Genomic DNA, 24,104 nt, shown 5'->3' on the forward strand with positions numbered 1-24,104 from the left:
GCGGATCAGTCCTGCTTGGCTGACGAGTTGTTTGACGTGGAAGAAGCTTTTGGGATCACCGGGTTTTACGGTGGGAGCTGGAGATTCCAGCAGAGAACTGCGAGGCAAATAATGTCCTTGATAGGGGCGACTCGCGATGTCTTGAAAATGTTTGAGCAAGATTCGGAGCCAGTAGGTTACAGTCTAGCCGGGCGTAGGAGCTTTACGATAGCGCCAGACTCATGTTGACCATCATAGAATCGCAGTCTTTGAAAAGACCGCGATCGATTGGTGCACGCCGAGTCTGTGCTCAATGCTACGCAGCAAGGCTACCCAGGTCTCACTTGTGGAGGTTCTGTTTCTGACCCCGATTTTTGGCGCTAGTTGTTGCTCAGAGCGATGGAAGCTGCAATACGCGTGAGCGCTTCCTCATTGCTGATCTGCAGCAGGTCAGCAATCATGGCAACCATCGCCTCGCCTAGCCGCGCGAGGATGGCCACGGCTTGAGCATTACCGCCATCGAGCTCGGAAGCGATGGTTAAGAAGGCTTCACGGTCTTGGCGCACAAGTGAAGTGAGAAGTGCAATTCCTAGTGCTGCTTCAGGGCTATTGCCCATGAGATATTCCCGTCGATGAAGATGAAATCGGATGATTCTTCAGTACTTGCGGCGTAACGTCAGCGGCTTCTTGAGCCTAGCAGGATATTGAACCCTTATAAGCTTCGTATTCTTGTCCGGTGAAGGCGTGCTGCATAACGACCCTGGTGTTGTAGCTGTGCATAACCTCCGAGTGGGGGGCAGATTCCTAATTGCAGGCCTACAGTTCCAGGAGTGAGTAATCCAATGAGGCCGCCCCCCGCTGAGGACCCAAGTGAGCGCAAATTCCAATACCACGGTGTCACCTACGATGTACTGCGCTTCAACCCCAATGTGAATGCCACGACGGTCTTTTACTCCCCTTTCAAACAAGTATCGGCAACACTGCCCATCTTGGGTGCCAACGTGTGCCTGGAAGCGAAAGCCACCAAGCGCGCCCAAGGGCTGGTCTATGTCCTCGCCAACGATGACACCGGCGAGCTTTTCGGCATCTGGTGTTTTGCTGAGGACATCGTCTATCACGATTGAACACCATCAGCCCATACTTGACGAGAGAATTCTAGACCTAGCCCGGGGCAGTAAGGACCGTCACCTGTGGCGAGCCATTGGAGCCCTCCTACTTAAGTTCGATTTACAGCGAAAATAGGAGCTGTTAGCGTCGGGGTGAGAGATTAATCCATACGATAGTTAGGAAAACATCTTGTCACCAAAAACTGTGACCAGGCCATCCATCGCTATCCTTGCAGCTGCTGCGTTAGCTGCGACGTTTGCGGCTCCAGCTAACGCAGCGCCAGTACAGAACTCAGCTTCGTTAGCTGTTGAAGCTCAGAACATCATTGAGGATCAGAAACAGGCGGAGGAACTGCTTCGAATCATCGACGACATTCCAGAGTCGGTGCTCTTGCAGGGAGACGAAGCAACGCGTCAGTGGATTTCAGAGCACCTGGTGCAAGGAAGCAACATTGAGGGAGTTGCCACGCGAGCAGGTTTCCTTGAGTGCTCGGGAGCTATCCTTCTTGCCATCGGTACTACTGCGATCCCCGTAGCCAAGGTTCTCAAGATCAAGAAGCTCATGAACTCTCTCGGCGGCGTGAATGAGGCCATCAAGATCATGTGGGGAGCAAGTTTCTCCTACGAGAAGCTCCAGGCACTAGGCGGAGCCGCCGCAGCTCTCGGAGCCGAGCTTCTAGGCATTGCTGCCATCAAAACTGCTTGCACCTAAGGAGTAATCGCCATGAAGAACTACATCAGACCTGTTCTTACGTTGCTGTGCGTTGTTGCTGCAGCAGTAACGTATTTCGCATTCAACAACATCCTTATTGCGCTGCTCTTCGCGGCCTGCGGTGTGATGCTCTGGGCCTTCTTCGGGAAGGAAAATGATCCTTCTGTAGAGATCACGAAGAAGGTGGATCCCAAGGAACTGAAGGAATATCGTCGTCAGAACCCAGAGGCTTCGATAAGCGACGCGATTCGAGCAACTCAACCATAGCTTTTGGAAAGCTCCTATTTTTGAGGGTGCTCCATTTTTGGGGCACCCTCTACCAGTTAAGATCGCCGCCAACGCTGGTTCCACAGGGTCTCTTCTTATATACGGTTAGCTCATGAAAGAGACACTTCGCCAGGGATCTCGGGAAGCACCATAGTATTCGTGCCGGGGGTTTTTATGAGTCAACGCGCGGGGTAGGAACCTCATGCGAAGAGGAGTATGCTCAAAGGATGCCCATCGATGGGCTCTTCGCACTGTTTTAACATACGGCATGTAGGAAGTCATCGACGGTAGGCAATCAGAGGCATCTTTCTCTGAAGCCTTAAACAACGGAGACCCGCATGTTCCAGATACAGCCACCAGCTCGGATTACCCAAGAACTTCGCCAACTATTCGACGGTCCAGAAACACGGCATCATCTTGCCACTCATGGCGGACTAGCCGATAAACCGAGAATTTTTACTCCACCGCATGAGCTCCTAACTGGCGTCCTAGGAAAATCACTTAAGCTCAAACCATCTCTAATTCTCGCTGTTTTTGATGCAGCCACGGATGATTTGAGTCTGTGGCTCGTCTCGCGCTCTACGGCTGTAAATAAGCCAGTACAAGCTCAGCCGCGGGGGATCACCATCCGCGAATTCTGCCAGACCATGCGGGGACTATCACCTGGGCTTTTTCGTTTGGCTGGGTGGGCGGAGAACGCAGTGATTCATGAAATCCCTTGGAATGTTAGAAACGATATTCGGCACTCCTTCCGCTACACGCACACGTGGTCTTAAAAGTCGGAGCCTATTAGCAGCGAGGGTTCTGACTCTGGCTCTCGACAATACTCACGCCCGATCGGTTGTAGCAATACACGGAATTCTCCAAGTTTATTGATTGGGTTTCACGGATTCGAGGCTCCACCACCCCTTGAGTGCGCGTTTTGGTTCCTTCACTCCTTGAAGCTGTATGCCGCAGTGCGATCCTGAGGAGTAATCGCTCATGTACCCCACCAAATACTCGTAGTCATGTTTTCGAGGTTCTGCTGGAAGAGTAAGAGAATTTTTCGCAGCGATCCGGAACTTGCCTCGTTATTGGTTTTTGTCCTCCATGCGAGAGTGCAATGGAGCGGGGCACGGCCATGGGCTGCCGCCCAGCTTTTGGAAGTTGCGGGGAGCCCTCTCGGAACCTGAAGACATTCTGAGTGGGGCGGGCTTTGATTTTCTACAGCTTGTAAAATTCGGGGTATGGAAACTCAGAATTTAACGCCATTTGATGCGGTCGTCCTAATGTCCTTCGGTGGACCGGAGAAAAACGAAGATGTTCTTCCGTTTCTCCAGAACGTCACCGCAGGGCGGGGTATTCCCGACGATCGCCTGGTTGAAGTCGGCGAACACTATTACGGGTTTGGCGGTAAATCGCCCATCAACGACCAGAACCGCCGATTGCTTGATGCCCTGCGTCGGGAGTTTGAGCGACGTGGAATCACGACTCCAGTACTATGGGGAAACCGAAATTGGGATCCATACCTCACGGACACTGTCCGTGACTTCGCTAAGCGTACGGGAGGCTCGCGATTCCTTGCTATCGATACCTCCGCATACTCTTGTTATTCATCATGCCGCCAGTATCGCGAAGACTTCGCCAACACTCGGAATGTCCTTGCCCAAGAAGGACTGGCAGTGTCTTTCGAGAAGGTCCGCCAGTACTACAATCACCCTGGTTTTGCGTACGCAGAACTGGACTGCGTACATCGTGGACTAACCAATTTGATCCAAAAAGTCGGCCCTTTGGATCCACAGAAGCATCGCCTGCTCTATGTCACTCATTCCATTCCACTGTCTATGCAGCAAGCTTCTGAACGGCAGACCGCCGGGTATCGCGAGCAGCACCTACAACTGATTAAGTGGATCGATCAGGAACTTGGAGAAAAGCAACCGTTGAGCGCTGAGTTGGTGTTCTGTTCCCGTTCTGGTTCCCCTGAAACACCATGGCTGGAGCCAGATATTAACGATCGCCTCGAGGAACTCGCCGCCGCCGGGACGGAGGGGGTTGTCGTCGTTCCGTTGGGATTCGTCTCCGATCATATGGAAGTAAAATACGACCTTGATACCGAGGCCGCGCAAACCGCCAAGGACCTAGGGCTGGTCTATGTGCGTGCAGCGACTGTCGGGGTTGACCCGGTGTTCGTATCGGGACTTGTCGACGCCGCGCTGGAACGGTCGGCCCAGTATCGTGGCGAGCCTGTCGATGCTCCGGCGGTCACCCCCGAGGGTCCGTTGAGCCCTGGCAGCGGTTCATGTTCAACGACCTGCTGCTTGGGAAGACAGCAGAAGCCCACAACGCCCAGTTGGGATTCCCTAGCGGACATCGACTGATCCTATTAGTTGATGGAGGAAGTTCGGATATAAGAATTCAGGAAGAATAACGCTCGTGCAGGCCATGAACCACTTGGTTCACGGCCTGCACTTTTCTCAACGATAGACAGTGGACTTCGCAAGAACCGCATTCGCGGATGTCGGATCCGAGAGATCCAACGATCAGGTTGGTGGCGTTGGAGCGAAATTGCCCGCCACCTTCGCGCCGCTACCAAATTGTTTACAGTTGAAGGTTGATATCCGCTCAGGAAAGTACATGAGAGGACGATTGGCAAGCTCGTGAGGAGAGAGTCCCTACCAGCGGTTCGGCTAAGAATTGGGTTCCGAGCAACTCTCCCAATATTGGTGTGACATGCATTGTCATGGCGACGCGGGAAGCGCCCAATGATCAAAGCAAGCGGCTATTCCAGATCCCGCGAACACCTGTTCAGCCACCCCGGGCACATTCACCCCCAAACACACCGCGGTAATGAGAACCATTCTTATGCCCAGCCAAGGAGGCGGCCTATGCGGCGGCTACGACTCAATGAACGACTGGTCCACCCGCTGAACTCGGATGAGGTCACCGACGAGGTGAACAAATGCTGGGACCTGGGCGCGGGTTCCGCCACGAGCCCCTGACCTGGCCGGGTGGCTGTGCAATATATGGAAGCCAGTTCGAGTTGAGAACCCGTGGTTCAAGGGCGGCAACTTGCACCGGTTGCGCCGTTGATCCAAGAATCCGGGGTTGCTACTGAAACTTGGGGATGCATTACTGCCTATTCGGCTTTGGCCCTGGCATTCTCATTCGGTATCTGTTCGACGTCCGGCGTGCCGTTGGCCGGGCGGAACCGAATCTCGCTGACCAGCGTGCCGAGAACGATCACCGCAGCACCGCACAACGCCAGAGCGGACATCCGGTCCCCGGCCAGACGGCCGAAGATGCCAGCCCACACCGGTTCACCTGCATAGATGATGGTGGCGCGGGTCGGGGAGACCGACTTCTGTGCCCAGTTCATAGTGGCCTGGATCAGGCAACTCGCGGCACCCAGCCCGACAGCTGGAAGCACCCAGTACCAGGATAAGGTCGGCGCTGTCTCGCCCACGGCAGGCATTGCAGCGAAGCCCAACAGGCCCGCAACCAGCAGCTGCACCACGGTAACCCGCCCCAAATCGACCTTACGGGCGAAGACGCTGATCAGAACGATTTCCGCGGCCATGGGAAGGGTGCTGATCAAGGTAGCGATCTCTCCTGGACCTAGTCCCGTGCGCACCGCGTCGGGGCCGGCGAGCAACAGCAGCCCGACGAACGCCAACCCGGCGCCAGTCAGCATCACGGCACCGGGCCTCTTACGGAAGACGATCCACTGCAGCAGCGGCACCAGCGGGACGTAGAGCGCGGTGAGGAACGCCGAAGTGCTGCTGTTGATGGTTTGCAGCCCTTGCGTCTGCAGGCCGTAGCCCAGGAAAATCATCAGGCCAATCGCCGTGCCGGCACCGAGTTCCAATCGCGTCATGCCGCGCATGGAACGGCGGAAAACCAGCGTCGCAGCCAGACCGGCCACGAGGAAGCGGACGCCGACGAAGAACATCGGCCCGCTGTGGCGCATGGCCAGATGGACCAGGAGAAAGGTTGAGCCCCAGACAGCGGTGATGGCAAGCAACGCGGCTTCCTGGCGGCTGATCGAAACATACTGCCGCACCGCGGAAATTCGCATCATTCTACATATCTTGAAGTGACGATCACCGGACCGGCAAAACCAACGGCTGCCTCAGCTCGGATCCGATCGTGCGCAAGAAGCTGTCGTGGAAGTTCGGGTCCGGCACGAATGCACGTCGATTCCAACCGCTGGCGAATAAATGAATGATTATGAACGCATCAGTTCGGTTTGGGTCGAATGAATACTTGAGTATTTCGATTTAAGAAGCGAAATATTTGACCATATGGCGTAACCGCCCATATCGTTCTAACCAGAATCAAGAGCGTCAGCTATAAGCCCTGGCTTGCTGGCCGGCAACCCTCTCAACGGTAGTGGGGTGCTCCAGGTGAGGATTCGGTTCCACGCAAAAACGCGTGGCACAAGTACCGCACATCGAGTGTGCCAACATTTGGCATCGCGCAGGGGAGTCCGTGCGCCACCGCCGGACGTTCACGCTCGCTGGGCACGACCCGAAGGAATCGAGCCATGTCTTTGAATCAGGATCTTGACCCGCTGACCTTGCGCAAGGTTTTCGCGCAGCATCCATCCGGTGTCGCCGCATTATGCACCGTTCTCGACGGAGAGAAAACCGGCCTTGTTGCATCATCCTTTACCGTCGGCGTATCACTGGAACCGGCACTGGTCATGTTTGCGGTGCAGAAGACTTCCAATACCTGGCCCAAGCTGCGTACCGCGGACCGCATCGGTGTCTCGGTGCTCAGCGAACGCAATGACGGGGTTTGCGGGCAGATTGCCTCCAAGCATGGCGACCGTTTTGCCGGCGTGGAAACCCACGAAACGGAACAGGGTGCACTTTTCATTCAGGAGTCCACCCTTTGGCTGGAGACCTCAATTTACAAAGAAGTGGAAGCCGGAGATCACTGGGTGATCTTTCTGGAGGTGCATGGCCATGATTTCTCCAACCATTCCCCGCAGATCTTCCACGATTCGCGATTTCACTCATTGCCAGTGCCCGAATTCGTTTAACTGATATCACTTGACGCTGCGGCGCGGAGGGAGAACTTTCGCGCCGCAGCGTCATTTAACATCGCGAGTGACGGGTGCCCATGGGATGGAATGATTTTCATCGCCGGCCGCGCGCCGAGCCGCTGGTTTTCACGGCCGGTCGGGCGATTGTGACAGAACAGCTGTCCACAACACTATCCACAGCTTTGTGGATAACCTGTTGAATATGGTTGATAACTTGTGAGAAACGCCTTGATTCCGGGTATTTGGCTGTTGATAACGCCTTAGGGGTCTATGGGTAGTGGAACAAATTAACCTTCTATCCACAGCTGTGAGAACACGAATGTCCAAGTCAAAGCTTAGTTAACGCCCATTAAGTGGGGTAATCCACAGGGTTATCCCCACGTAGTGAACAGGGGAATCCACAGGTAGGTGTGTGTTATCCACACATTCTGTGGATATCAGGGTTTACCTCTGTTAACAACCCACCTAGTGTTGGCACTGGGAACGACTATCCACAAGGGCCTTAGGCCTAATTGTCGGTTGGTACTGAAACGATAGGCAGTTGCCGTCGGGGCAAGAGTGGTTTCCCAGCGTGTACATAGGGGATGGAAGTGTCTGTAATGAGTGCAGAGCCGATCTACGAAGAACGAGGATCCGATGCGGCGCGCAAGCCGCCGCAGGACATCGAAGCGGAAATGTCAGTTCTTGGCGGCATGATGCTCTCCAAGGATGCCATTGCCGACGTCGTCGAGGTCCTCCGCGGCACCGACTTTTACCGCCCCGCCCATGAAGCAATCTATGAAGCGGTGATCGACCTCTACGGCCGTGGCGAACCCGCGGATGCCGTGACCGTGGCCGACCTGCTGACCAAGCGCAATGAAATTTCGCGTGTCGGCGGCGCCGCCTACCTGCACAACCTGATCCAGCAGGTTCCTACCGCCGCTAACGCCGGCTACTACGCGGAAATCGTGCGCGAACGCGCCGTGCTCCGCCGTCTGGTGGACGCCGGCACACGCATCGTCCAGATGGGCTACTCGCCGGATGGCGAGGTCGACGCCATCGTCAATGAGGCGCAGGCCGAGGTCTACAAGGTTTCCGAGAACCGCGGCAGCGAGGACTACGTGCGTCTGTCCGAGATCATCGAGGGCACCGTCGACGAGATCGAGAACGCCGCCAACGCCGGCGACGGCATCACCGGCGTACCCACCGGCTTCTACGAATTCGATGAACTGACCCAGGGTCTGAAGGGCGGGCAGATGATCATCATCGCCGCCCGTCCCGCCGTAGGCAAATCAACGTTCGCGCTGGATTTCGCCCGGTCCGCGGCGATCAAGCACAACATGGCCACCGTGTTCTTCTCCCTGGAAATGGGCCGCAATGAGATCGCGATGCGCCTGCTCTCTGCGGAAGCTTCCATCCAGCTGCAGGACCTGCGCAAGGGTTCGGTGGAAGACGCCCAATGGACCAAGATCGCGACCACCATGGGCCGGTTGAACGAAGCCCCGCTGTTCATCGATGATTCGCCGAACATGTCCATGATGGAGATCCGCGCCAAGTGCCGACGACTGAAGCAGCGCAACGAGCTGCGCATGATCATCCTCGACTACCTGCAGCTGATGAGCTCGGGCAAGCGCGTGGAATCGCGCCAGCAGGAAGTCTCCGAATTCTCGCGTAACCTCAAGCTGCTGGCCAAGGAGCTCGACGTGCCGTTGATCGCGCTGTCGCAGCTGAACCGCGGTTCCGAGCAGCGTACCGACAAGCGGCCCATGGTCTCGGACCTGCGTGAATCGGGCTCGATCGAGCAGGACGCCGACATGGTCATCTTGCTGCACCGCGACGACGTCTACGACAAGGAAAACCGTCCGGGCGAAGCCGACGTGATCATTGCGAAGCACCGTGCCGGCCCCACCAAGACCATTACCGTGGCGTTCCAGGGCCACTACTCGCGCTTCAGCAACATGTCCTCCGAGGGCTAGGCGCAAGTAAACATTCCATGGCACCCGCTGGGTTGGCTGACCGCCAACTATAGTGGGTGCCATGTTCGTTTCCCTCCAAGCGTTGCTCTGGGGCACCGCGGCCGGATCGGCCCTGCTGATCGGAGCGGCCGCGGCCTGGTGGCTACGAATTTCCCGGGTCTGGGTCTGCGCCGTCATGGCCTTCGGCGCCGGCGTGCTGGTCAGCGCGCTGAGCTTCGAGCTGGTGCTGGAAGCCTTCACCCTGGGCGGGCTGGCCGCGACCGTCGCCGGAGTCGTGGCCGGCGCCCTGCTCTACTTCGGGGCCAACACGCTGCTGGCCAAGCGCAGCCGCAGGAAAAGGCGTGCGCGGGGTGCCGGCGGAGCCGAGTCCTCCTCGGGGTCTGCCATCGCCGTCGGTGCGCTCATCGACGGCATCCCCGAATCCGTGGCGCTGGGCCTGGGGCTGGTCGCGGGGGCCAGCGTGAATCCGACGATGCTGATCGCCATCTTCGTCTCCAATATTCCCGAGGGCCTGGCCAGTTCGGCCGACATGAAGGCCTCCGGGCGCAGCGGACGCTCGGTCTTCACCCTGTGGGCGTCGATCGCGCTGGCCAGCGGCCTGGCCGCCTTCATCGGGGCGATCGCCCTGGAGGGCATGCCTGCGGAGGTGCTGGCCTTCACCACCGCCGTGGCGGCGGGAGGCATCCTTACGATGATTGCCGACACCATGATTCCCGAGGCCTACGCGGTGGACCACGACTACACCGGGCTGCTGGTCACCGCCGGGTTCCTCAGCGCGTTTTCGCTGCATGCCATCGGCGGATAGCCGCCGGTCCCGGGGGCGGAATGAAGCCTTCGCGGTTCTGCGAGAATGAACCCATGCCCCTGAACAAGAGCTCCCGCACCGGTGCGCCCGGCATCGAGACCATCTACGCGCCGCAGTACCTGTCCACGACCCTGGGCATGTTCATCCTGGTGTTCCTCGTCGCGTTCGAGGCCATGGCCGTCACCACGGTGATGCCCTTGGTGAGCGAGATCCTGGATGGCGAGCGGCTGTTCGCGCTGTCCTTCGCGGCGCCCATGGCCAGCGGCATGCTGGGCATGGTGGCGGCCGGAGAAATCACCGACCGCTGGGGCCCGAGGATTCCGTTGTTCGCCTCGGTAGCGGTCTTCCTGGCCGGGCTGCTGGTGTGCGGCACCGCGGCCAGCATGGAGATCCTGATCGCCGGACGCATCCTCCAGGGAATCGGCGGCGGCGCGATCACCGTGGCGATCTACGTGCTCATCGCCCGGGCGTACCCCGGCAGCCTGCACGCGAAGATCTTCGCGCTCTTCGCCACCGCCTGGGTGCTGCCCGCGCTGATCGGCCCATGGCTGGCCGGGATGATTGCGACGTTCATCGGCTGGCGCTGGGTGTTCCTTGGCGTCATGGGCTTGGTGGCCCTCGCCTTCTGCGCCATCGTCCCGGCGCTGAACCGGCTGCCCAGGGAGTCGCACAGCGAGCTGGGCCCGGTCTCCGCGAAACGACTGCTGCTGGCCGGGCTGACCGGAGCGGCGGTCATCGCCATGAACCTGCTGGGAAGCAGCGGCAGTTCCTGGTCGTTGCCCGCCCTGCTTGCGGCCCTGCTGCTGGCGCTGTTCACCATCCGTCCGCTGCTGCCCAAGGGCACCTTCAGCGCGCGCCGCGGTCTGCCGGCCACGATGAGCACACGGACGCTGACGGCCGGCGCATTTTTCGGCGTCGAGGTGTATCTGCCCTACCTGCTGCGCGAGGACTACCACCTGAGCCCGGACCGCGCCGGGCTGGTGTTGACGGCCTCGGCGCTGAGCTGGTCAGTGGGCTCGTGGTTGCAGGGAAAGCTGGGCGAGCGGCTCTCGAATTCGCGCAGCATCACCATCGGCGCGCTGGCCAGCACCGTCGCGATTTCGACGGCGCTGCTCACCGCGGTGTACCACCCGCCGGTTGCGGTGCTGATCCTCGGCTGGGCGGTGGGAGGCTTCGGCATGGGCATGATCTACCCACGCCAGAACGTGAACATGCTCAAGCTGTCGGCCGAGCATGAGCAGGGTTTCAATTCTTCGGCCATGACGTTGGCCGATTCGCTGGGCACCGCGGGCGCAACGGCGCTGGGCGGAGTCATTTTCGCCGCGGCCGCCGCCGGGTGGGGCTTCATCTCGGTGTTCAGCTTCTGCCTGATCCTGGCGCTGCTCCTCATCCTCATTTCGCCGCGCACCAAACCTGTCGCCCAGCCTTCCGCGTGACTACGCTGGGGCTATGGACACCGATCTTCCGAAAACCAGCAACCCCGCCGCCAGGGCCTTCGAGCAGGCCGGCATCACCAGCCTCGAGCAGGCGGGCAAGGCCGGCGCCGCGGCGTTGCTTGCGCTGCACGGCGTCGGTCCGAAGGCCATTCGCATTCTCCGCGAAGAGCTGGCCGCGCGCGGACTGGAGATGAACCCCTGAAACTCCGGGCTTAGCCGCGCGGCAGGATCCCCAAGTGGCTCGGGGCAGGCTGCACCAGATGCGTCTGGTACTCCGGATGCTTGGCGACGTATCCCTTGACGTACGGGCAGACGGCCACGATCTTCGCCCCGCTGGAGATGGTATTTTCCAGTGCGAACTTCACCATGACGCTGGCCAGGCCCCGCCCGCCGTACTCCTCGTCCACCGTGGTGTGGAAGAAGACGCGTTCCACCCCGTCGGACCCGTCGTAGTCGCGGTAGTGGGCCGCGCCGATGCGTTTGCCGTTGTCGTCCAGGGCAAACCGCTGGCACTCGGGGAGGAATACGGGCTTGATTTCACTCATGACTTTGTTTCCTTTGCAGAGTTACTAGGACGGGTTGACGCGTGGGCGCAGCTTGACGGTCGGCAGCGCCGGCGCCGGAAGTGCTGCCGGGGTATCCGGCGGGAACGGGCCGAAGCGGTCTTCGCTGGCGTCGCCGGGTTCGGCGCCGATTTCCGCCTGCCACTGCGCGCGGAACGCCAGTACCTCGTCATGGGAGCGTCCCACGAAGTTCCACCACATCAAGATGTCTTCGTTCAGCGGCTCGCCGCCGATGACAAGGGCGAGAACGGGTTCATTCCCGGCCTTGAGGCGCAGGCGCGTGCAGCCGGCCCGCACGTAGCCCAGCTCGCGGGCTTCCAGCTCGTGCCCGTTGACTTCCAGGCCGCCGGAATCCAGCAGGACGCCGTGCTCGTGATGCTCCGGAACCATGATCTCGATTTCGGCTCCCGGTTCCAGGCGCAGCTCCGCGCCGGAAAGTTCGGTGTGGGTCTTGACCGGAGAGGTGGAGCTCTGCGAGCCGACGGCATGGCTGCCCAGGAATACCGACAGGGACCAGCCTTCGCCCTGCAGCGGTTCCGGGCGGTAGTTCTCGAAGGTCGGCTGCATGTTGCGCGCGCTGTCGGGCAGGGCGGTCCACAGCTGGGCCCCATGCAGGATGGTGGTGCCTTCGGTGAGGATCTCCGAATGGCTGATGCCGCGCCCCGCGGTCATCAGGTTCACTTCGCCGGGGCGCACGGTGGCCGCGAAGCCTGCCGAGTCCAGGTGGTTGATGTTGCCGCTGAAGAGCCAGGAGACGGTTTGCAGCCCGGTGTGGGGGTGCCGTGGAACGTTCATGCCGCCCGTAACCTTGACGTCGTCCGGTCCGTAGTGGTCGAGGAAGCACCACGCGCCGATGAGGCTGCGCTGCTTCTGGGGGAGCGTGCGGAATACCGTCATGGCCCGCAACCCGCCCAAGGGAACCTCGCGTGGTTCGAGGATCTCGATTTCGGACGGGGATTGACCCGCGCAGCAGTCGATTTCTGCCGGTGCCTGCTCAAGGTTGCTCATAGGCATAAGGCTATGCAGTGGAACCGGCTTTCGCTACCTATTGGCCGGCGGCGTGGCGACGGGTCTCAGGCACCGTTGGCGGCAAGATTCGCGGTCGCCAATTCCCGGCGACAGCGTACGATCATTAGAAGGACAGCGTCGTGACGAGGAGAAGTAGAGGCCGTGGAGAGCATGAATCTGCAAGACGAGGAACTGCTGCAGCTGGAGAAGCAGGTGTGCTTCGGTTTGGCGGTCGCCTCACGTGCGGTGATTTCGGCGTACAAGCCCGTACTCGACCCCATGGGATTGACGCATCCGCAGTATCTGGTCATGCTGGCGCTCTGGGAGTTCGCGCCGATGAGCGCGCGAGAGCTGAGCGGCCAGCTGCACCTGGATCCGGGAACGCTATCCCCGCTGCTCAAGCGCCTGGAGACCGCCGGCCTGATCACCAAGACCCGCAATCCGCACGACGAGCGGGCCATCGTCATCACGACCACCGAACGGGGCGCAGCGCTGCGAAACGAGGCCGTGAAGGTGCCGAAGGAAATGATGGAGCGCTTGCACCTGAGCCTAGAGGACGCGGTGGAGCTCCGCACGATTCTGGACCGGATGATCGCCGCCGGTTCGGCGGCTCCGAAGGAGTGAACCGTCAATTCGTTGGTGCACCAACTAATATCGTAGACTTGGGATACCAGGGGATGCTGACGGCGTTTCCGATAACACCGAAGAGGAAAGACCATCATGGATGAGTCCCCGCTGCCCATCATCGAAGACACTACGGGCCTGAGTTTGGGTTATCGGGCGCTGTGGCGTCTGAAGTACCTTGGTTTGAGCATCTTCGGCCCGGCCGAGCGCAACCTCGGCGACAGCCCGCGCGAACGGCACAAATGGGACCGCGCCTACAGGGTGCTCAAGGCCCACGAGGCTGCTGGCACCCAGGCCGATGAGCTGACCATATATACCGCCAGCCGCATGGAGCCTCGTCGCCGCCCAGGGCAGTAGATCTCACATCGACCAGGGCGGGCGGAACGCGATAATCTACTAAGCATGGATTCGATGACTGAACTGGTTTTGTCCCGCCAATTTTCCGCGCCGCGCACCGCGGTCTGGGCGGCTTTCGTGGAACCGGAAATCATCTGCCAGTGGTGGGGCCCCCATGGCTGGTCCATCGAAGATGACTCGATCATTTTCGAACCAATGGTCGGCGGCCGCCATGAACTGACCATGGTGCAGGTCGACAACCCGGAGGCCAGGGTCCCGCTGAAGGCGGTCATCACCGCCTTTGACGAGTACACATGCCTGGTCAGCGATGACGGGCCGCACGAAATGACCTTGGACCTGGTGATCAGCACCCGCGTCGACTTCCGTGAATTCGCCGGGAAGACCAGCATTACGCTGACGCAGGGCCCGCTGCCCTACGAGGTCATCGAATCCAGCACCAAGGCCTGGAACTCGGCGTTCTCCAAACTGGAGAACCTGCTGTCCGAGTTCTTCTAGCCTCGCCCGATGTACGGCATGCCGCCGGCGGTGATGGTGAACTGGTTGATTGAGGTTCCCAGCGGCATTTGGGCGATGTAGGCCACCGCATCCGCCGCTTCGGCCAGCGGGAAGGTCGGTTCGACCACGCGCTGGCCGCTGGGCTGCAGCGCGCCCTGGGTCGCCCCGAAATCATCCAGCAGGTCGCTGGCGGTGTTCCCGATGTCCAGCTGGGTTGCGCGGATTCGATACGGACGCCCGTCGAGCTCCAGCGACTTCGTCAGGCCGGCGATTGCATGCTTGGTCACCGTGTAGGCGACCGAATTCACCCGCGGAACCTGTGCGGAGATCGAGCCGTTGTTGATGATGCGTCCGCCGCCGTGCAGCTTGAAGTGGGCGAAGGCCGCCCGCGCCGCATTCATCGCGCCGGTGAGGTTGATGCTGCAGACTTCGTCCCATGCTTGGGAGGTCAGTTCGTCGATGGCCACCGCCGGGCCGAAGATCCCGGCGTTGTTGAAGAGCACGTCCACGCGGCCGAAGCGCTGCGTAGCCTGCGCGAACACCGAGTCCACCGCCTGCGGGTCGGTGACGTCGGCGGGAACCACCAAGGCATTGGGGTGGCCTTCGGCGGCCTGGACCAGGGTGGCTTCGGTCCGACCTGCCAGCACCGCATTCCAGCCACGGGCCAGCAGCAGCCGCGCGGTGGCCTTGCCGATGCCGGTACCGCCGCCGGTAATCACGATGGTGCGGGCGGCCGGCGGGTTCTCGGGTGACGGGGTCATCAATTCTCCTTGGAGTGTTCAGCGGGACATTGGTGAGGCGTCTGCTCTCATCCTAGGAACCGCGGCACCCAAGTCCCAGAACCGCCCGGGATGTTGCGCCCGGAGCGGCTTAAGCAGCCGGGCCCCGGGGGAAATCCCCCGGAGCCCGGCTGGCGGCAATGCGGCTAGACGCCCAGCGGCTCCTTCTCCCGCTCGGTTTCGGCCGGCTGGCCGGCCTCGGCGTCGACCCCGTTCGGCAACGCGGCGGCCTCGGCGGCCTTGGGCTGGTGCTTCCCGCCCTTCAAGGCAGCGAGCTCCTCCTCGGGCACCGGGTGCAAGAAATCGACGACCGGCTTGAGCTGGTCCAGGACCATGACCACGGCCAGGCTGGCCAGACCCCAGATGGCCAGGGTGGTCAGGTGCGTTCCGAGGCCGGCCGCATCGAAGTAGAGGATCGAGCGGATGGCTTCCGTTGCGGCAGGCATCGGCAGAATGCCGTGCAGCCAGCCGAAAGCCTCGGGCACCATGTAGATCGACAGCGACGCGTTGGAGGCTGGCACACCCAGGAACATCACCACGGCCAGGATGGGCAGCATGGCGATCATGCCCATGAGCCGGCTGAAGATCGTACTGAACATGGCCACGGCGCTGATCGCCAGCATGCCGGTGCCCCACAGGGACCAGAAGTGGCCCTGGACCGCGCCGGTGAACGGGCCGGCGATCAGGTAGAGCACCGCGGACATGAAGGCGGAGTAGCCTGCGACCAGTGGCAGCAGGTTCTTCAGCCGCCGGGCGTGCGGGGCGGCGGTGTCACCGACGATGATGACCATGAAGCCCGCCATGATCCAGCCCATGCCCAGGTACATGGCGGCCATGCCGACGTTGTCGCCCTCGGGCAGCGGGGCCAGCTCCTGGTGATCCAGCGGCAGCTGCTGTGCGCCGGCGACCTGTCCGAAGACGGTGGTCAGCACCTGCACCGCGGAGTTGCCCGAAGCCTGTGCGGTGTAGAGCACGGCCTGCGGGTTCTCCTGCGACGGCAGCACGAACGCGCCGGCCAGCTCCTGTTCACGGATCAGAGCCTCGGCTTCGCCGGCGTCATCCAGCGCGGTGAAGTCGAACATGCCCTCCATATCGGCTTCCAGCCCGGCGACGGTTTGCTCGGCCTGCTCGATGGTGGAACCGACTACGGCTACCGGCATGTCGCGCACGGCAGGGGACTGCATGGCGCCGAGCATGAAGGTCAGCATGATGCCGATCATGCCCAGCGGAATGGCGCCCAGGGTGATGTAGCGCCAGGCGCGGCGCTTCGGGCGCGGACCGCCATGCAGGCCCGCCACATTGACCTCGGTCGGGGTCGGGCTCTTGCCCTTGGCGGTGCGCACCGCGTCCAGCACGTTGGTCAGCAGCAGTGCCGCAACGGCTCCGCCGACCAGGATCAGCAGGTGGATTCCCGCGCCGTCGCCGTTGAAATACATTACCGAGCGCAGTGCCTCGCCGAGCGCCGGCATCGGCAGGAACTGGTGCAGGAAGGTGTAGAACTCGGGCAGCACATGGATGGACATTCCCAAGTTGGAGGCCGGCTGGCCGAGCACCATAAACAGGAACATGCCCGGGATCACGGCCATTGCGCCGAACAAGCGGGTCAGCAGCAGCTGCCCGGCGCCCACGGCGAACACGCCGAGGGCCAGTACGCCCATGACCTGCAGGCTCTGCGCGCCGTCCAGCACACCGAGGATCGGGCCGGCGATGAGCGCGCCCAGCGCGGACATCAGGACCGACCAGCCGGCCAGCAGCGGGAAGGCACGGCGGCGGCGCAACAGCTCGGGGGAGTTGGAGAACGCCAGCGACCACGGCATGTAGCCGGCGGTGACCATCGCGGTGGCGAGGAACATGGCGCCCATGCCGCTCGGGTCGTTCTCAGGGAGCGGCGCGACGTCCTCGGCCGAGATCTCCAGGCCTGCGTCCAGCAGCACCGGCGTGAGCGCCGACTCCACGGCGGCGGAGGCGGAGACGCCCGCGCCGCTGGCGGTGTAGAGCATGGCCGTCTTGCCGTCCAGGTAGATTGCGGCGCTGGCGTCGCGGTCGTAGACCTCGTCACGGGCCTCGAGCTCGGAGCCGACAATGCTTGCCTCCAGGGCCGGGCCGTTGGCCTGCTCCAGGACGGCCGCGAAGTCCTCGGCCTCCGAGGAGCTGGCGGCGGCGATCGCCACCGGCATGTCACGGGCTTCCTGGTGGTGCATGGCGCCCAGGTAGCCCCAGATCATCATGCCGACGATCAGCAGCGGCATGATGAACACGGCTGCAGTGCGCCCGATCTTTTCAGCTTTGGCGCGCTTGGCTGCGACAGCCTGCGGATCGGGGGCTTCCTCCTCCCGCCTGGACTTCCGCCGGAGCGGAGTCTGGTGTCCGGGGCCGGTGGTGTGGTTGCTCAAGCTGTCGTGCTCCTCGATGTTGATCGTTTTCGGCGGCGTTCGAATAACGCCTTCGTTGCAGTCTATCAACTAATTTACGCCACATGGCGTAAAATTTCCTGTGAAGGTCATGAGGATAGACTTGGCGACCGGAGCAAGTGGCGCGGGGAAGGAGTGTGCGGGCATGAGCCGGCATAGCGAGAAGGCGCGCGAAGCGCTGATGGATGCGGCGGAAGAACTCTTCGCCGTCCATGGGATCGACGGCGTTTCGAACCGCAGGATCACCGAACATGCCGGCACGGCGAATCATTCGGCGATCAAATACCATTTCGGGACCCGCGACGACCTGCTCAATGCGCTGATCCGGCGCGCCATCACCGAGGTGTCCAGATTCCGTGCAGGACTGGCGGTGAGCGAGGACCGTGACGGCGGGCTGCGCGAGGTGGTGACCCACCGGGTGCTTCCGTGGATCTACTACTTGTCCGACCAGCCTGCGCCGTATTGCCGGGCGCAATTCCTCTATCAGGTGCGCGGTTATCCCGGGTTGTCTAATATCGGCACGGAATTGCTCAGCGGCGATGAGCTCCAGGCCGATCTGGTGGGACGAACCCGTGCTGAGCTGGAGGGAATCCCGGCCTCGGTGATCCGCGCGCGGGCGGGAATTCTGGGCTACATGACGCTCGGGATCTGCGCTGAATTCGAACGACAGGTCGCCGACGGTGCGCGCGAAGCCACCTGGGATGAGCTCGGCTATTTTCTGGTGGATGCCATCGTGGGCATGGTCGCGGCACCGAGCACCGCGAAATCCGACTTCCTTGATTTCGGCGACCCGCCCTTCGGGTAGGCGCGGAAAATTAGGCTGCAGATCAACCCACTTATCGAAGGGCACTATGAAAAGCTACGGAAAATCCCGAGGCGATGATCAGTCCTCGCCCCAGGAGCTGGCCAGCAGGCTGAAGGAGCGCGTTTACGTCACCTTCACTGCGCTCGCGGTGCTGCTGGCGATGAATTTGCACAGCCATGACCCGAAGCCCGGGGCCTCGGCCGTGAGCTTGGTGGTGACAGTGGCTGCAATCCTGATGGCCGGGCTGGTGGCCGACCTGATTTCCCACTCGACGGTCCATTCGTCGCTGCCCACGCGGGCGGAGCTGCGCCATCAGCTAGAGGTCGCGTGGGGAGCTGGCGGAGCCATCGTGGGGCCGCTGGTCCTGCTGGGGCTCAGCGCGTTCGGGGTCTTCTCCACCTCCACGGCGCTGATCTGGGGGCAGTGGATGCTTGTGGCTGCGTTGGCGTTCTTCGCGTGGCTTTCGCTGCGCCGGAGCAAGCTCGGATTTTGGCGCACCTTGTGGTTGATGTTCGTGCTCGGCCTTGTCGGCGTCGTGGTTATCGCGCTGCAGCTGCTGGCCCATTCCTAAGCCCCGCACAGTGCGGCGCGGGTCGCCCCCGATTCCCTGTTTACGCGAATTCCTTGACCGCCCGAGAACTCCGGGACATGCTGTTATCCAACGTCGCGGGGCGGAATGCCGGCGGCGTCGGGCGCTTAGGCTCCCTGATACCTGAAACGGGGATGACATGAAGAAATTTTCACTCGCAGCCATTGCGCGCAGCGAATTGCGCGAAGCCGTGAATGCCAGCAATGGCCGTGCGGCGCGCACGGTCTTCGGCGGGCACGAGCACGTCATGCGGCAAACCGTGATGGCGCTGGCGCAGGGCACCGAACTGCAGGAGCATGAAAACCCGGGGGAGGCCACCATCCTGGTGATATCCGGGAGGATCCGTGTCAGCTCCGGCGGAGAGCAGTGGGAAGGGCGAAGCCAGGATCTGTTGATTCTTCCCAGCGGCCGCATCCAGGTCACTGCCTTGGAGGAATCGAGCATTCTCTTGAGTGTGGCCAAAAGCGGACGTTGACTGTTCCTTAAATAACGTAGAGACCATGCCCGACGCCTCAGGAGAATGGTCTCTACGCAGTTCTTGGGTGCACCTCAGGTGCAGTGCTGGTTACCGGCCGAAGAGCTTGGCCCAGATGCTCGGCGCTTGCGGGGTGATGCGAATGCGCGGGGCGATGTCGGGGTCCAGGTTCTCGATCGGTTGAAAGAGCCCTGTCCGCAGTGCTTCGGTGGCCGCGACCAGGCTCTGTCCCTCCGGTGAGCAGTTGAAATTGGCTGGATTGATAGCGGTCATTGCGACCCTCCTTCAGATCATTCAACTTCCGAATGGTGGAAGTTTTATTTTGCTTTACGAAACCAGTATGAGACCCGTTGAGGGCGGATGGCAATAGCCGCAGGCAAAAAAACTTATCCACGGTGCGGAAGAATCCTTAAAGTCTGACATATCCAAGATTTTTCGCCGCCCCACTTGACGGCCATGGTGTGAACTGGATTACAGTGGTGAACAAGTTCCACGGAGCCAACATCTAGTCGAAGCCGAATTTTTCGGTGGTAAGGGTGTTCAGCTAAGGCTCCCTGGGTTAACCCCTGAGTTAGAAATGAGCTGAGCACCCGATGCATCTGAACGTATTCAATGAAGTCTCCGCCGCTGAAGCGGCCGAAGTTCTGCGTCCATGCATCGATGTTGAGCGCTGGATCAATGATCTGGTTTCTGCTCGCCCCTTCTCCTCGTTCGCGGACCTCGAAGAGTCTGCAACCCGCAGTGCCGCCCCATTCAGCCCCGACGAAATCGCCGCGGCCCTGGCCCACCACCCGCGCATCGGAGAACAAGCCGGCGGAAACAGCCAGGAAGCAGCGCTCTCCCGTGGCGAACAGGCAGCCCTGGACCTCAACGCGGGCATTGTCGAACGCCTTGCCGCAGCCAACCGCGCTTACGAACAGCGTTTCGACCGCGTCTTCCTCATCCGCGCCGCCGGTCGAAGCAGCGAAGAAATCCTCGCTGAATGCCAGCGCCGTCTGCAAAACACCGACGAGGCCGAGCTGGCCGAAGTAGCCGACCAGCTGCGCCAAATTGCCCTGCTGCGGCTGCAGGATGCGGTCAAGAACTAAATTTCAGACCACCTTCCCTCCATCGACCGACCTCATTAGCCAGGAGACGAACACATGGCAGCTGACAGCGCAGAGCGCAGCCATATCACCACCCACATTCTCGACACCGGGACCGGGAGGCCTTCCTCCGGTGTCAAGGCCACGCTGGAAGCCAAGACGGCATCCGGCTGGCAAGAAATCGGCTCGGGGATCACCGATGCGGACGGCCGCATTAAGAACCTCGGACCGGCTCAGGTTGAAGCAGGCCACTACCGGGTTTCATTCGAAATCGGGGACTACTTCGGGAAGCAGGGAACGGAAAGCTTCTTCCCCGGGGTAACCATCGACTTCTACGTCAACAACGTCGATGAGCACTACCACGTACCTCTTCTTATCAGCCCGTTTGCATATTCCACGTACCGAGGGAGTTAGAGAAATGACTACCGAAATCACCGCCCCAGCATCCACCGTCATCGTTCTTGGCGAGAACCAGTACGGCAAGGCCGAGGTCCGCCTGGTCAAGATCACCCGCGACACCGCCCGCCACCAGATCGAAGACCTGAACGTCACCAGCCAGCTGCACGGCGACTTCACCGAAGCCCACCTGGAGGGCGACAACGGCAAGGTCGTGCCGACCGACACCCAGAAAAACACCGTCTACGGACTGGCCCGCGACGGCGTGAACAGCCCGGAGGAGTTCCTGCTCCGCCTCGGAGCGCACTTCACCGGCGAGTTCGAGTGGATTACCGGCGGCCGCTGGGCGGCCCAGCAGTACTTCTGGGACCGCATCAACGACCACGACCACGCCTTCTCGAAGAACAAGAACGAGGTCCGCACCGCGGTGCTGGAAATCGCCGACGACGGCTCCAAGAGCATCGTCGCCGGCCTGGAGGACCTGACCGTGCTGAAGTCCACCGGCTCCGAGTTCCACGGGTTCCCGGTCGACCGCTACACCACCCTGAAGGAAACCAGCGACCGCATCCTGGCCACCGACGTCACCGCCCGCTGGCGTTACACCTCGGAGGCCATCGAGGCGGGCATCGACTTCAACACGGTGTACGCCTCGGTGCGGGAGCAGCTGCTGACGCTGTTTGCCAACACCCACTCGCTGGCACTGCAGCACACCATGTTCGAGATGGGCAAGGCAGCGCTGGAGGCCAACCCGCAGATCGCCGAGATCAAGTTCTCGCTGCCGAACAAGCACCACTTCCTGGTCGACCTCGAGGTCTTCGGCCAGGACAACCCGAATGAAGTGTTCTTCGCCGCGGACCGCCCCTACGGGCTGATCGAAGCCACGGTGACCCGCGAGGGCGGCGCGGCCAAGCACCCGATCTGGGCCAACATTCCGGCATTTATCTAACTGAAAAGCGGCGAGGGTGTGCCGGTGCGGACACATCGGCACACCCTTGGCAGCGACTGACTTAGGAGGTCAGCCATGAGCGCTACACAAGATGAATCTATCAAAGGGACGCGTCCCGAAGATGCCAAGCTACCACTAGGCAAGACTTTCGCCTACGGCCTGCAACACGTCTTGACCATGTACGGCGGCATCATCGCCCCGCCGCTGATTATCGGCAGCACAGCCGGTCTTTCACCCGCAGAAATCGGCCTGCTGGTCGCCAGCTGCCTGTTCGTGGGCGGCCTGGCCACCATCCTGCAGACTATCGGCATCCCGTTCTTCGGCGCGCAGCTCCCGCTGGTGCAGGGCACGTCCTTCGCCTCGGTGGCCACCATGGTCGCCATCGTCAACGGCGGAGGCGGCATCCAGGCGGTCTTCGGCGCGGTCCTTGTCGCAGCGCTCATCGGTTTCCTCATCGCACCGTTCTTCGCAAGGATCGTCAGATTCTTCCCGCCGGTCGTCACCGGCACGGTCATCACGATGATCGGCATCTCGCTGACCCCCGTGGCCGCGAACTGGGCCATGGGCGGCAACGCCAAGGCGGAAGACTACGGGTCGCTGGCTAACATCGGCCTGGCCGCCGGCACCTTGCTGGTAGTCATCCTGCTCTCAAAGGTCGGCAACGCCGCGATCTCCCGCATGTCAATCCTGCTGGCGATCGTCATCGGCACCGTCGCCGCCGCGCTGCTGGGCATGGCGGACTTCTCCAAGGTCGGCAACGGCGCGATCTTCGCCTTCCCGCAGCCGTTGGCCTTCGGCATGCCGATCTTCGAAATCGGCGGCATCATCTCGATGACCATCGTGGTGCTCGTCATCCTGACCGAGACCACCGCCGACATCCTGGCCGTCGGGGAAATCGCGGACACCAAGGTCGACTCCAAGCGCATCGCCGACGGCCTGCGCGCCGACATGGCCTCCTCCGCGATCGCGCCGATCTTCAACACCTTCACCCAATCCGCCTTCGCGCAAAACGTCGGTCTGGTCGCCATCACCGGCATTACCAGCCGCTTCGTGGTCGCCGCCGGCGGCGGCATCCTGGTGGTCCTCGGCCTGCTGCCCATCCTGGGCCGCGTGGTCGCGGCCATCCCGACCCCGGTCCTGGGCGGTGCGGGCATCGTCCTGTTCGGCACCGTGGCCGCCTCGGGCATCCGCACCCTGTCCAAGGTCAAGTACGACGGCAAGAACCTGATCATCGTGGCGGCGTCCATCGCCTTCGGCTGCGTGCCGATCGTGAAGCCCGACTTCTATGAGAGCTTCCCGGTATGGTTCCAAACCATCTTCCACTCGGGCATCTCCTCGGCCGCGGTCATGGCCGTGCTGCTGAACCTGCTGTTCAACGTGCTGAAGGCTGGCAACACCAAAAACAACTCGGTCTTCGCCGCGGCCCCGCCGCGCATGGTGAGGGAAGAGGAGATCTGCGGCCTGATCGATGGCGACCACTTCGAGGGCGGCAAGCTGATTGACAAGGACGGCTACGAGATTCCGGTGGTCACCTCCGAGGACTACGAGAAGATCCAGACCGGGGCGATACAGATGCCTGCACCCAGGCTCGCCGGGAACTCGGAACACTGAGTCGAACCCGGGAGAACCCGAACAGGACCGGAACGACCGCGAAGAGATCGGCAAGGATCCATCCTGAGCGGAATCAACGCCCGCAGGCCCCAAGCCTGCGGGCGTTGTCTGTTCTGATGGGAGCAAAGGGCTGGCCGAAATGCCACGGCAGGCCTAGCCCCGGGCCGTGCGACTCGGAAACGGTTCCGGGCGCCCCGCATTCAGCCTCTGCTCGGTGGCGCGTAGTGCCGACTGCGTGCGCCATGCGGCGACCGCTGCGCCCAAGGCGACGAACGCCGCGGCCGGCAGCAGGAAACCTGCGCCTTCCCAGCCGACGAGCCCGGCTACCAGAATGCCCGCAGGAAGGCAGAGGACCGCCGCAGCTGCGGCGGCTGTCGGAACTAGCCGCTGCATGACACCGTCGGGCCTGCGGCGATGACGGAAGGCGAGGACGGCGTAGACCCCGCCCGCAACCAGCAGCCCGTACAGCGCCCCGAAAGGTACGCCATACAGGATTGAGATGACAGCGTAGCCGTCATTCTCAATGAGTGTCAGAACCGCGATGCACAACGAGGCCACGGCAAGACCTGCCGAGGTTCCGCGTGCCAAGAGCGGGAACAGCAGCTCCGAAGGATGCATCAGGCGCAGACGGTTCATCTGCCCAGACTAGGCCATCACACCTCGGCCATGCGCGC

At 61.5% G+C, this 24,104-nt stretch carries 27 protein-coding genes and 1 riboswitch; of the genes, 19 read left to right on the forward strand and 8 right to left on the reverse strand.

All coding sequences use genetic code 11. The features are described 5' to 3' along the window. Window positions 1-359: 359 nt before the first annotated feature. Window positions 360-596 carry a hypothetical protein gene (locus IEY43_RS07350; RefSeq protein ID WP_188947958.1) on the reverse strand — a complete coding sequence of 79 codons (237 nt, stop codon included), beginning with the start codon at window positions 594-596 and terminating at the stop codon, window positions 360-362. Window positions 597-809: 213 nt separating this feature from the next. Here IEY43_RS07350 and IEY43_RS07355 point away from each other — a divergent pair, with 213 nt between their 5' ends. The 4 genes from IEY43_RS07355 to IEY43_RS07370 all read left to right on the forward strand — a co-directional run bounded on the left by IEY43_RS07355 (window position 810) and on the right by IEY43_RS07370 (window position 4,421). After that, window positions 810-1,103, forward strand: coding sequence for a hypothetical protein (locus tag IEY43_RS07355; RefSeq protein WP_188947959.1), 294 nt, complete (start codon window positions 810-812; stop codon window positions 1,101-1,103). A gap of 172 nt (window positions 1,104-1,275) precedes the next feature. Beyond that, entirely contained in the window at window positions 1,276-1,797 is a 522-nt protein-coding gene (locus IEY43_RS07360; RefSeq protein WP_188947960.1) for a hypothetical protein, read from the forward strand. Window positions 1,798-1,809: 12 nt separating this feature from the next. After that, window positions 1,810-2,064: a hypothetical protein gene (locus tag IEY43_RS07365; protein WP_188947961.1), complete on the forward strand. Its 255-nt coding sequence runs from the start codon at window positions 1,810-1,812 to the stop codon at window positions 2,062-2,064. 1,226 nt (window positions 2,065-3,290) lie between these two features. Then, window positions 3,291-4,421, forward strand: a complete 1,131-nt coding sequence (locus IEY43_RS07370; RefSeq protein ID WP_188947962.1) for a ferrochelatase — start codon at window positions 3,291-3,293, stop codon at window positions 4,419-4,421. A 758-nt stretch (window positions 4,422-5,179) separates the two neighbouring features. On the opposite strand, the gene IEY43_RS07375 is transcribed toward IEY43_RS07370, so the two are convergent. Then, entirely contained in the window at window positions 5,180-6,121 is a 942-nt protein-coding gene (locus tag IEY43_RS07375) for a DMT family transporter (protein WP_229777311.1), read from the reverse strand. A gap of 254 nt (window positions 6,122-6,375) precedes the next feature. Beyond that, window positions 6,376-6,492, forward strand: a riboswitch (SAM riboswitch). A gap of 94 nt (window positions 6,493-6,586) precedes the next feature. Between IEY43_RS07375 and IEY43_RS07380 the strand changes: the two genes are divergently transcribed. The 5 genes from IEY43_RS07380 to IEY43_RS07400 all read left to right on the forward strand — a co-directional run bounded on the left by IEY43_RS07380 (window position 6,587) and on the right by IEY43_RS07400 (window position 11,488). Beyond that, window positions 6,587-7,087: a flavin reductase family protein gene (locus IEY43_RS07380; RefSeq protein WP_188947963.1), complete on the forward strand. Its 501-nt coding sequence runs from the start codon at window positions 6,587-6,589 to the stop codon at window positions 7,085-7,087. A gap of 602 nt (window positions 7,088-7,689) precedes the next feature. Further along, window positions 7,690-9,045: a replicative DNA helicase gene (gene dnaB, locus IEY43_RS07385; RefSeq protein ID WP_188947964.1), complete on the forward strand. Its 1,356-nt coding sequence runs from the start codon at window positions 7,690-7,692 to the stop codon at window positions 9,043-9,045. A 61-nt stretch (window positions 9,046-9,106) separates the two neighbouring features. Next, window positions 9,107-9,850 carry a ZIP family metal transporter gene (locus IEY43_RS07390; protein WP_188947965.1) on the forward strand — a complete coding sequence of 248 codons (744 nt, stop codon included), beginning with the start codon at window positions 9,107-9,109 and terminating at the stop codon, window positions 9,848-9,850. A gap of 53 nt (window positions 9,851-9,903) precedes the next feature. Next, a complete protein-coding gene (locus tag IEY43_RS07395; RefSeq protein WP_188947966.1) occupies window positions 9,904-11,286 on the forward strand; it encodes an MFS transporter in 1,383 nt (460 codons plus the stop codon). 13 nt (window positions 11,287-11,299) lie between these two features. After that, window positions 11,300-11,488 (forward strand): helix-hairpin-helix domain-containing protein, encoded by a 189-nt coding sequence (locus IEY43_RS07400; protein ID WP_188947967.1) that lies wholly within the window; start codon window positions 11,300-11,302, stop codon window positions 11,486-11,488. Between the two features lie 10 nt (window positions 11,489-11,498). On the opposite strand, the gene IEY43_RS07405 is transcribed toward IEY43_RS07400, so the two are convergent. Both IEY43_RS07405 and IEY43_RS07410 read right to left on the reverse strand, forming a co-directional pair. Further along, a complete protein-coding gene (locus tag IEY43_RS07405; RefSeq protein ID WP_188947968.1) occupies window positions 11,499-11,831 on the reverse strand; it encodes a GNAT family N-acetyltransferase in 333 nt (110 codons plus the stop codon). 24 nt (window positions 11,832-11,855) lie between these two features. Continuing rightward, entirely contained in the window at window positions 11,856-12,857 is a 1,002-nt protein-coding gene (locus IEY43_RS07410; RefSeq protein WP_188947969.1) for a pirin family protein, read from the reverse strand. 171 nt (window positions 12,858-13,028) lie between these two features. On the opposite strand from IEY43_RS07410, the gene IEY43_RS07415 reads away from it, so the two are divergent. The 3 genes from IEY43_RS07415 to IEY43_RS07425 all read left to right on the forward strand — a co-directional run bounded on the left by IEY43_RS07415 (window position 13,029) and on the right by IEY43_RS07425 (window position 14,333). Then, a complete protein-coding gene (locus IEY43_RS07415; protein WP_188948152.1) occupies window positions 13,029-13,481 on the forward strand; it encodes a MarR family winged helix-turn-helix transcriptional regulator in 453 nt (150 codons plus the stop codon). A 96-nt stretch (window positions 13,482-13,577) separates the two neighbouring features. Then, window positions 13,578-13,838, forward strand: coding sequence for a hypothetical protein (locus IEY43_RS07420; protein WP_188947970.1), 261 nt, complete (start codon window positions 13,578-13,580; stop codon window positions 13,836-13,838). A 54-nt stretch (window positions 13,839-13,892) separates the two neighbouring features. Further along, on the forward strand, window positions 13,893-14,333 hold the full coding sequence (locus IEY43_RS07425; RefSeq protein WP_188947971.1) for an SRPBCC family protein: 441 nt from the start codon (window positions 13,893-13,895) through the stop codon (window positions 14,331-14,333). On the opposite strand, the gene IEY43_RS07430 is transcribed toward IEY43_RS07425, so the two are convergent. Beyond that, window positions 14,330-15,094 carry an SDR family oxidoreductase gene (locus IEY43_RS07430; RefSeq protein ID WP_188947972.1) on the reverse strand — a complete coding sequence of 255 codons (765 nt, stop codon included), beginning with the start codon at window positions 15,092-15,094 and terminating at the stop codon, window positions 14,330-14,332. The two genes, IEY43_RS07425 and IEY43_RS07430, sit on opposite strands and share 4 nt — an antisense overlap. A gap of 164 nt (window positions 15,095-15,258) precedes the next feature. Beyond that, window positions 15,259-17,505, reverse strand: a complete 2,247-nt coding sequence (locus IEY43_RS07435; RefSeq protein ID WP_188947973.1) for an ABC transporter permease — start codon at window positions 17,503-17,505, stop codon at window positions 15,259-15,261. A 121-nt stretch (window positions 17,506-17,626) separates the two neighbouring features. Between IEY43_RS07435 and IEY43_RS07440 the strand changes: the two genes are divergently transcribed. The 3 genes from IEY43_RS07440 (at window position 17,627) to IEY43_RS07450 (ending at window position 19,392) form a co-directional block, all read left to right on the forward strand. Continuing rightward, window positions 17,627-18,328 carry a TetR/AcrR family transcriptional regulator gene (locus IEY43_RS07440; RefSeq protein WP_188947974.1) on the forward strand — a complete coding sequence of 234 codons (702 nt, stop codon included), beginning with the start codon at window positions 17,627-17,629 and terminating at the stop codon, window positions 18,326-18,328. A 46-nt stretch (window positions 18,329-18,374) separates the two neighbouring features. Further along, window positions 18,375-18,899: a hypothetical protein gene (locus IEY43_RS07445; protein ID WP_188947975.1), complete on the forward strand. Its 525-nt coding sequence runs from the start codon at window positions 18,375-18,377 to the stop codon at window positions 18,897-18,899. Between the two features lie 157 nt (window positions 18,900-19,056). Continuing rightward, window positions 19,057-19,392 carry a cupin domain-containing protein gene (locus IEY43_RS07450; protein WP_188947976.1) on the forward strand — a complete coding sequence of 112 codons (336 nt, stop codon included), beginning with the start codon at window positions 19,057-19,059 and terminating at the stop codon, window positions 19,390-19,392. Window positions 19,393-19,482: 90 nt separating this feature from the next. Here IEY43_RS07450 and IEY43_RS07455 read toward each other — a convergent pair whose 3' ends face one another. Further along, complete coding sequence (locus IEY43_RS07455) at window positions 19,483-19,665, reverse strand: hypothetical protein (protein ID WP_188947977.1); 183 nt, start codon at window positions 19,663-19,665, stop codon at window positions 19,483-19,485. 320 nt (window positions 19,666-19,985) lie between these two features. Between IEY43_RS07455 and uraD the strand changes: the two genes are divergently transcribed. The 4 genes from uraD to IEY43_RS07475 all read left to right on the forward strand — a co-directional run bounded on the left by uraD (window position 19,986) and on the right by IEY43_RS07475 (window position 23,430). After that, entirely contained in the window at window positions 19,986-20,480 is a 495-nt protein-coding gene (uraD, locus tag IEY43_RS07460; protein ID WP_188947978.1) for a 2-oxo-4-hydroxy-4-carboxy-5-ureidoimidazoline decarboxylase, read from the forward strand. Window positions 20,481-20,534: 54 nt separating this feature from the next. Then, on the forward strand, window positions 20,535-20,891 hold the full coding sequence (gene uraH, locus IEY43_RS07465; protein ID WP_188947979.1) for a hydroxyisourate hydrolase: 357 nt from the start codon (window positions 20,535-20,537) through the stop codon (window positions 20,889-20,891). A 4-nt stretch (window positions 20,892-20,895) separates the two neighbouring features. Then, window positions 20,896-21,819: a factor-independent urate hydroxylase gene (gene pucL, locus IEY43_RS07470; protein WP_188947980.1), complete on the forward strand. Its 924-nt coding sequence runs from the start codon at window positions 20,896-20,898 to the stop codon at window positions 21,817-21,819. 75 nt (window positions 21,820-21,894) lie between these two features. Beyond that, window positions 21,895-23,430 carry a nucleobase:cation symporter-2 family protein gene (locus IEY43_RS07475; RefSeq protein WP_188947981.1) on the forward strand — a complete coding sequence of 512 codons (1,536 nt, stop codon included), beginning with the start codon at window positions 21,895-21,897 and terminating at the stop codon, window positions 23,428-23,430. Window positions 23,431-23,583: 153 nt separating this feature from the next. Here IEY43_RS07475 and IEY43_RS07480 read toward each other — a convergent pair whose 3' ends face one another. After that, entirely contained in the window at window positions 23,584-24,066 is a 483-nt protein-coding gene (locus tag IEY43_RS07480; RefSeq protein ID WP_188947982.1) for a hypothetical protein, read from the reverse strand. Window positions 24,067-24,104: the final 38 nt, after the last annotated feature.

Origin of the sequence: Glutamicibacter protophormiae (assembly GCF_014647495.1) — a bacterium.
GTDB lineage: Bacteria > Actinomycetota > Actinomycetes > Actinomycetales > Micrococcaceae > Glutamicibacter > Glutamicibacter protophormiae.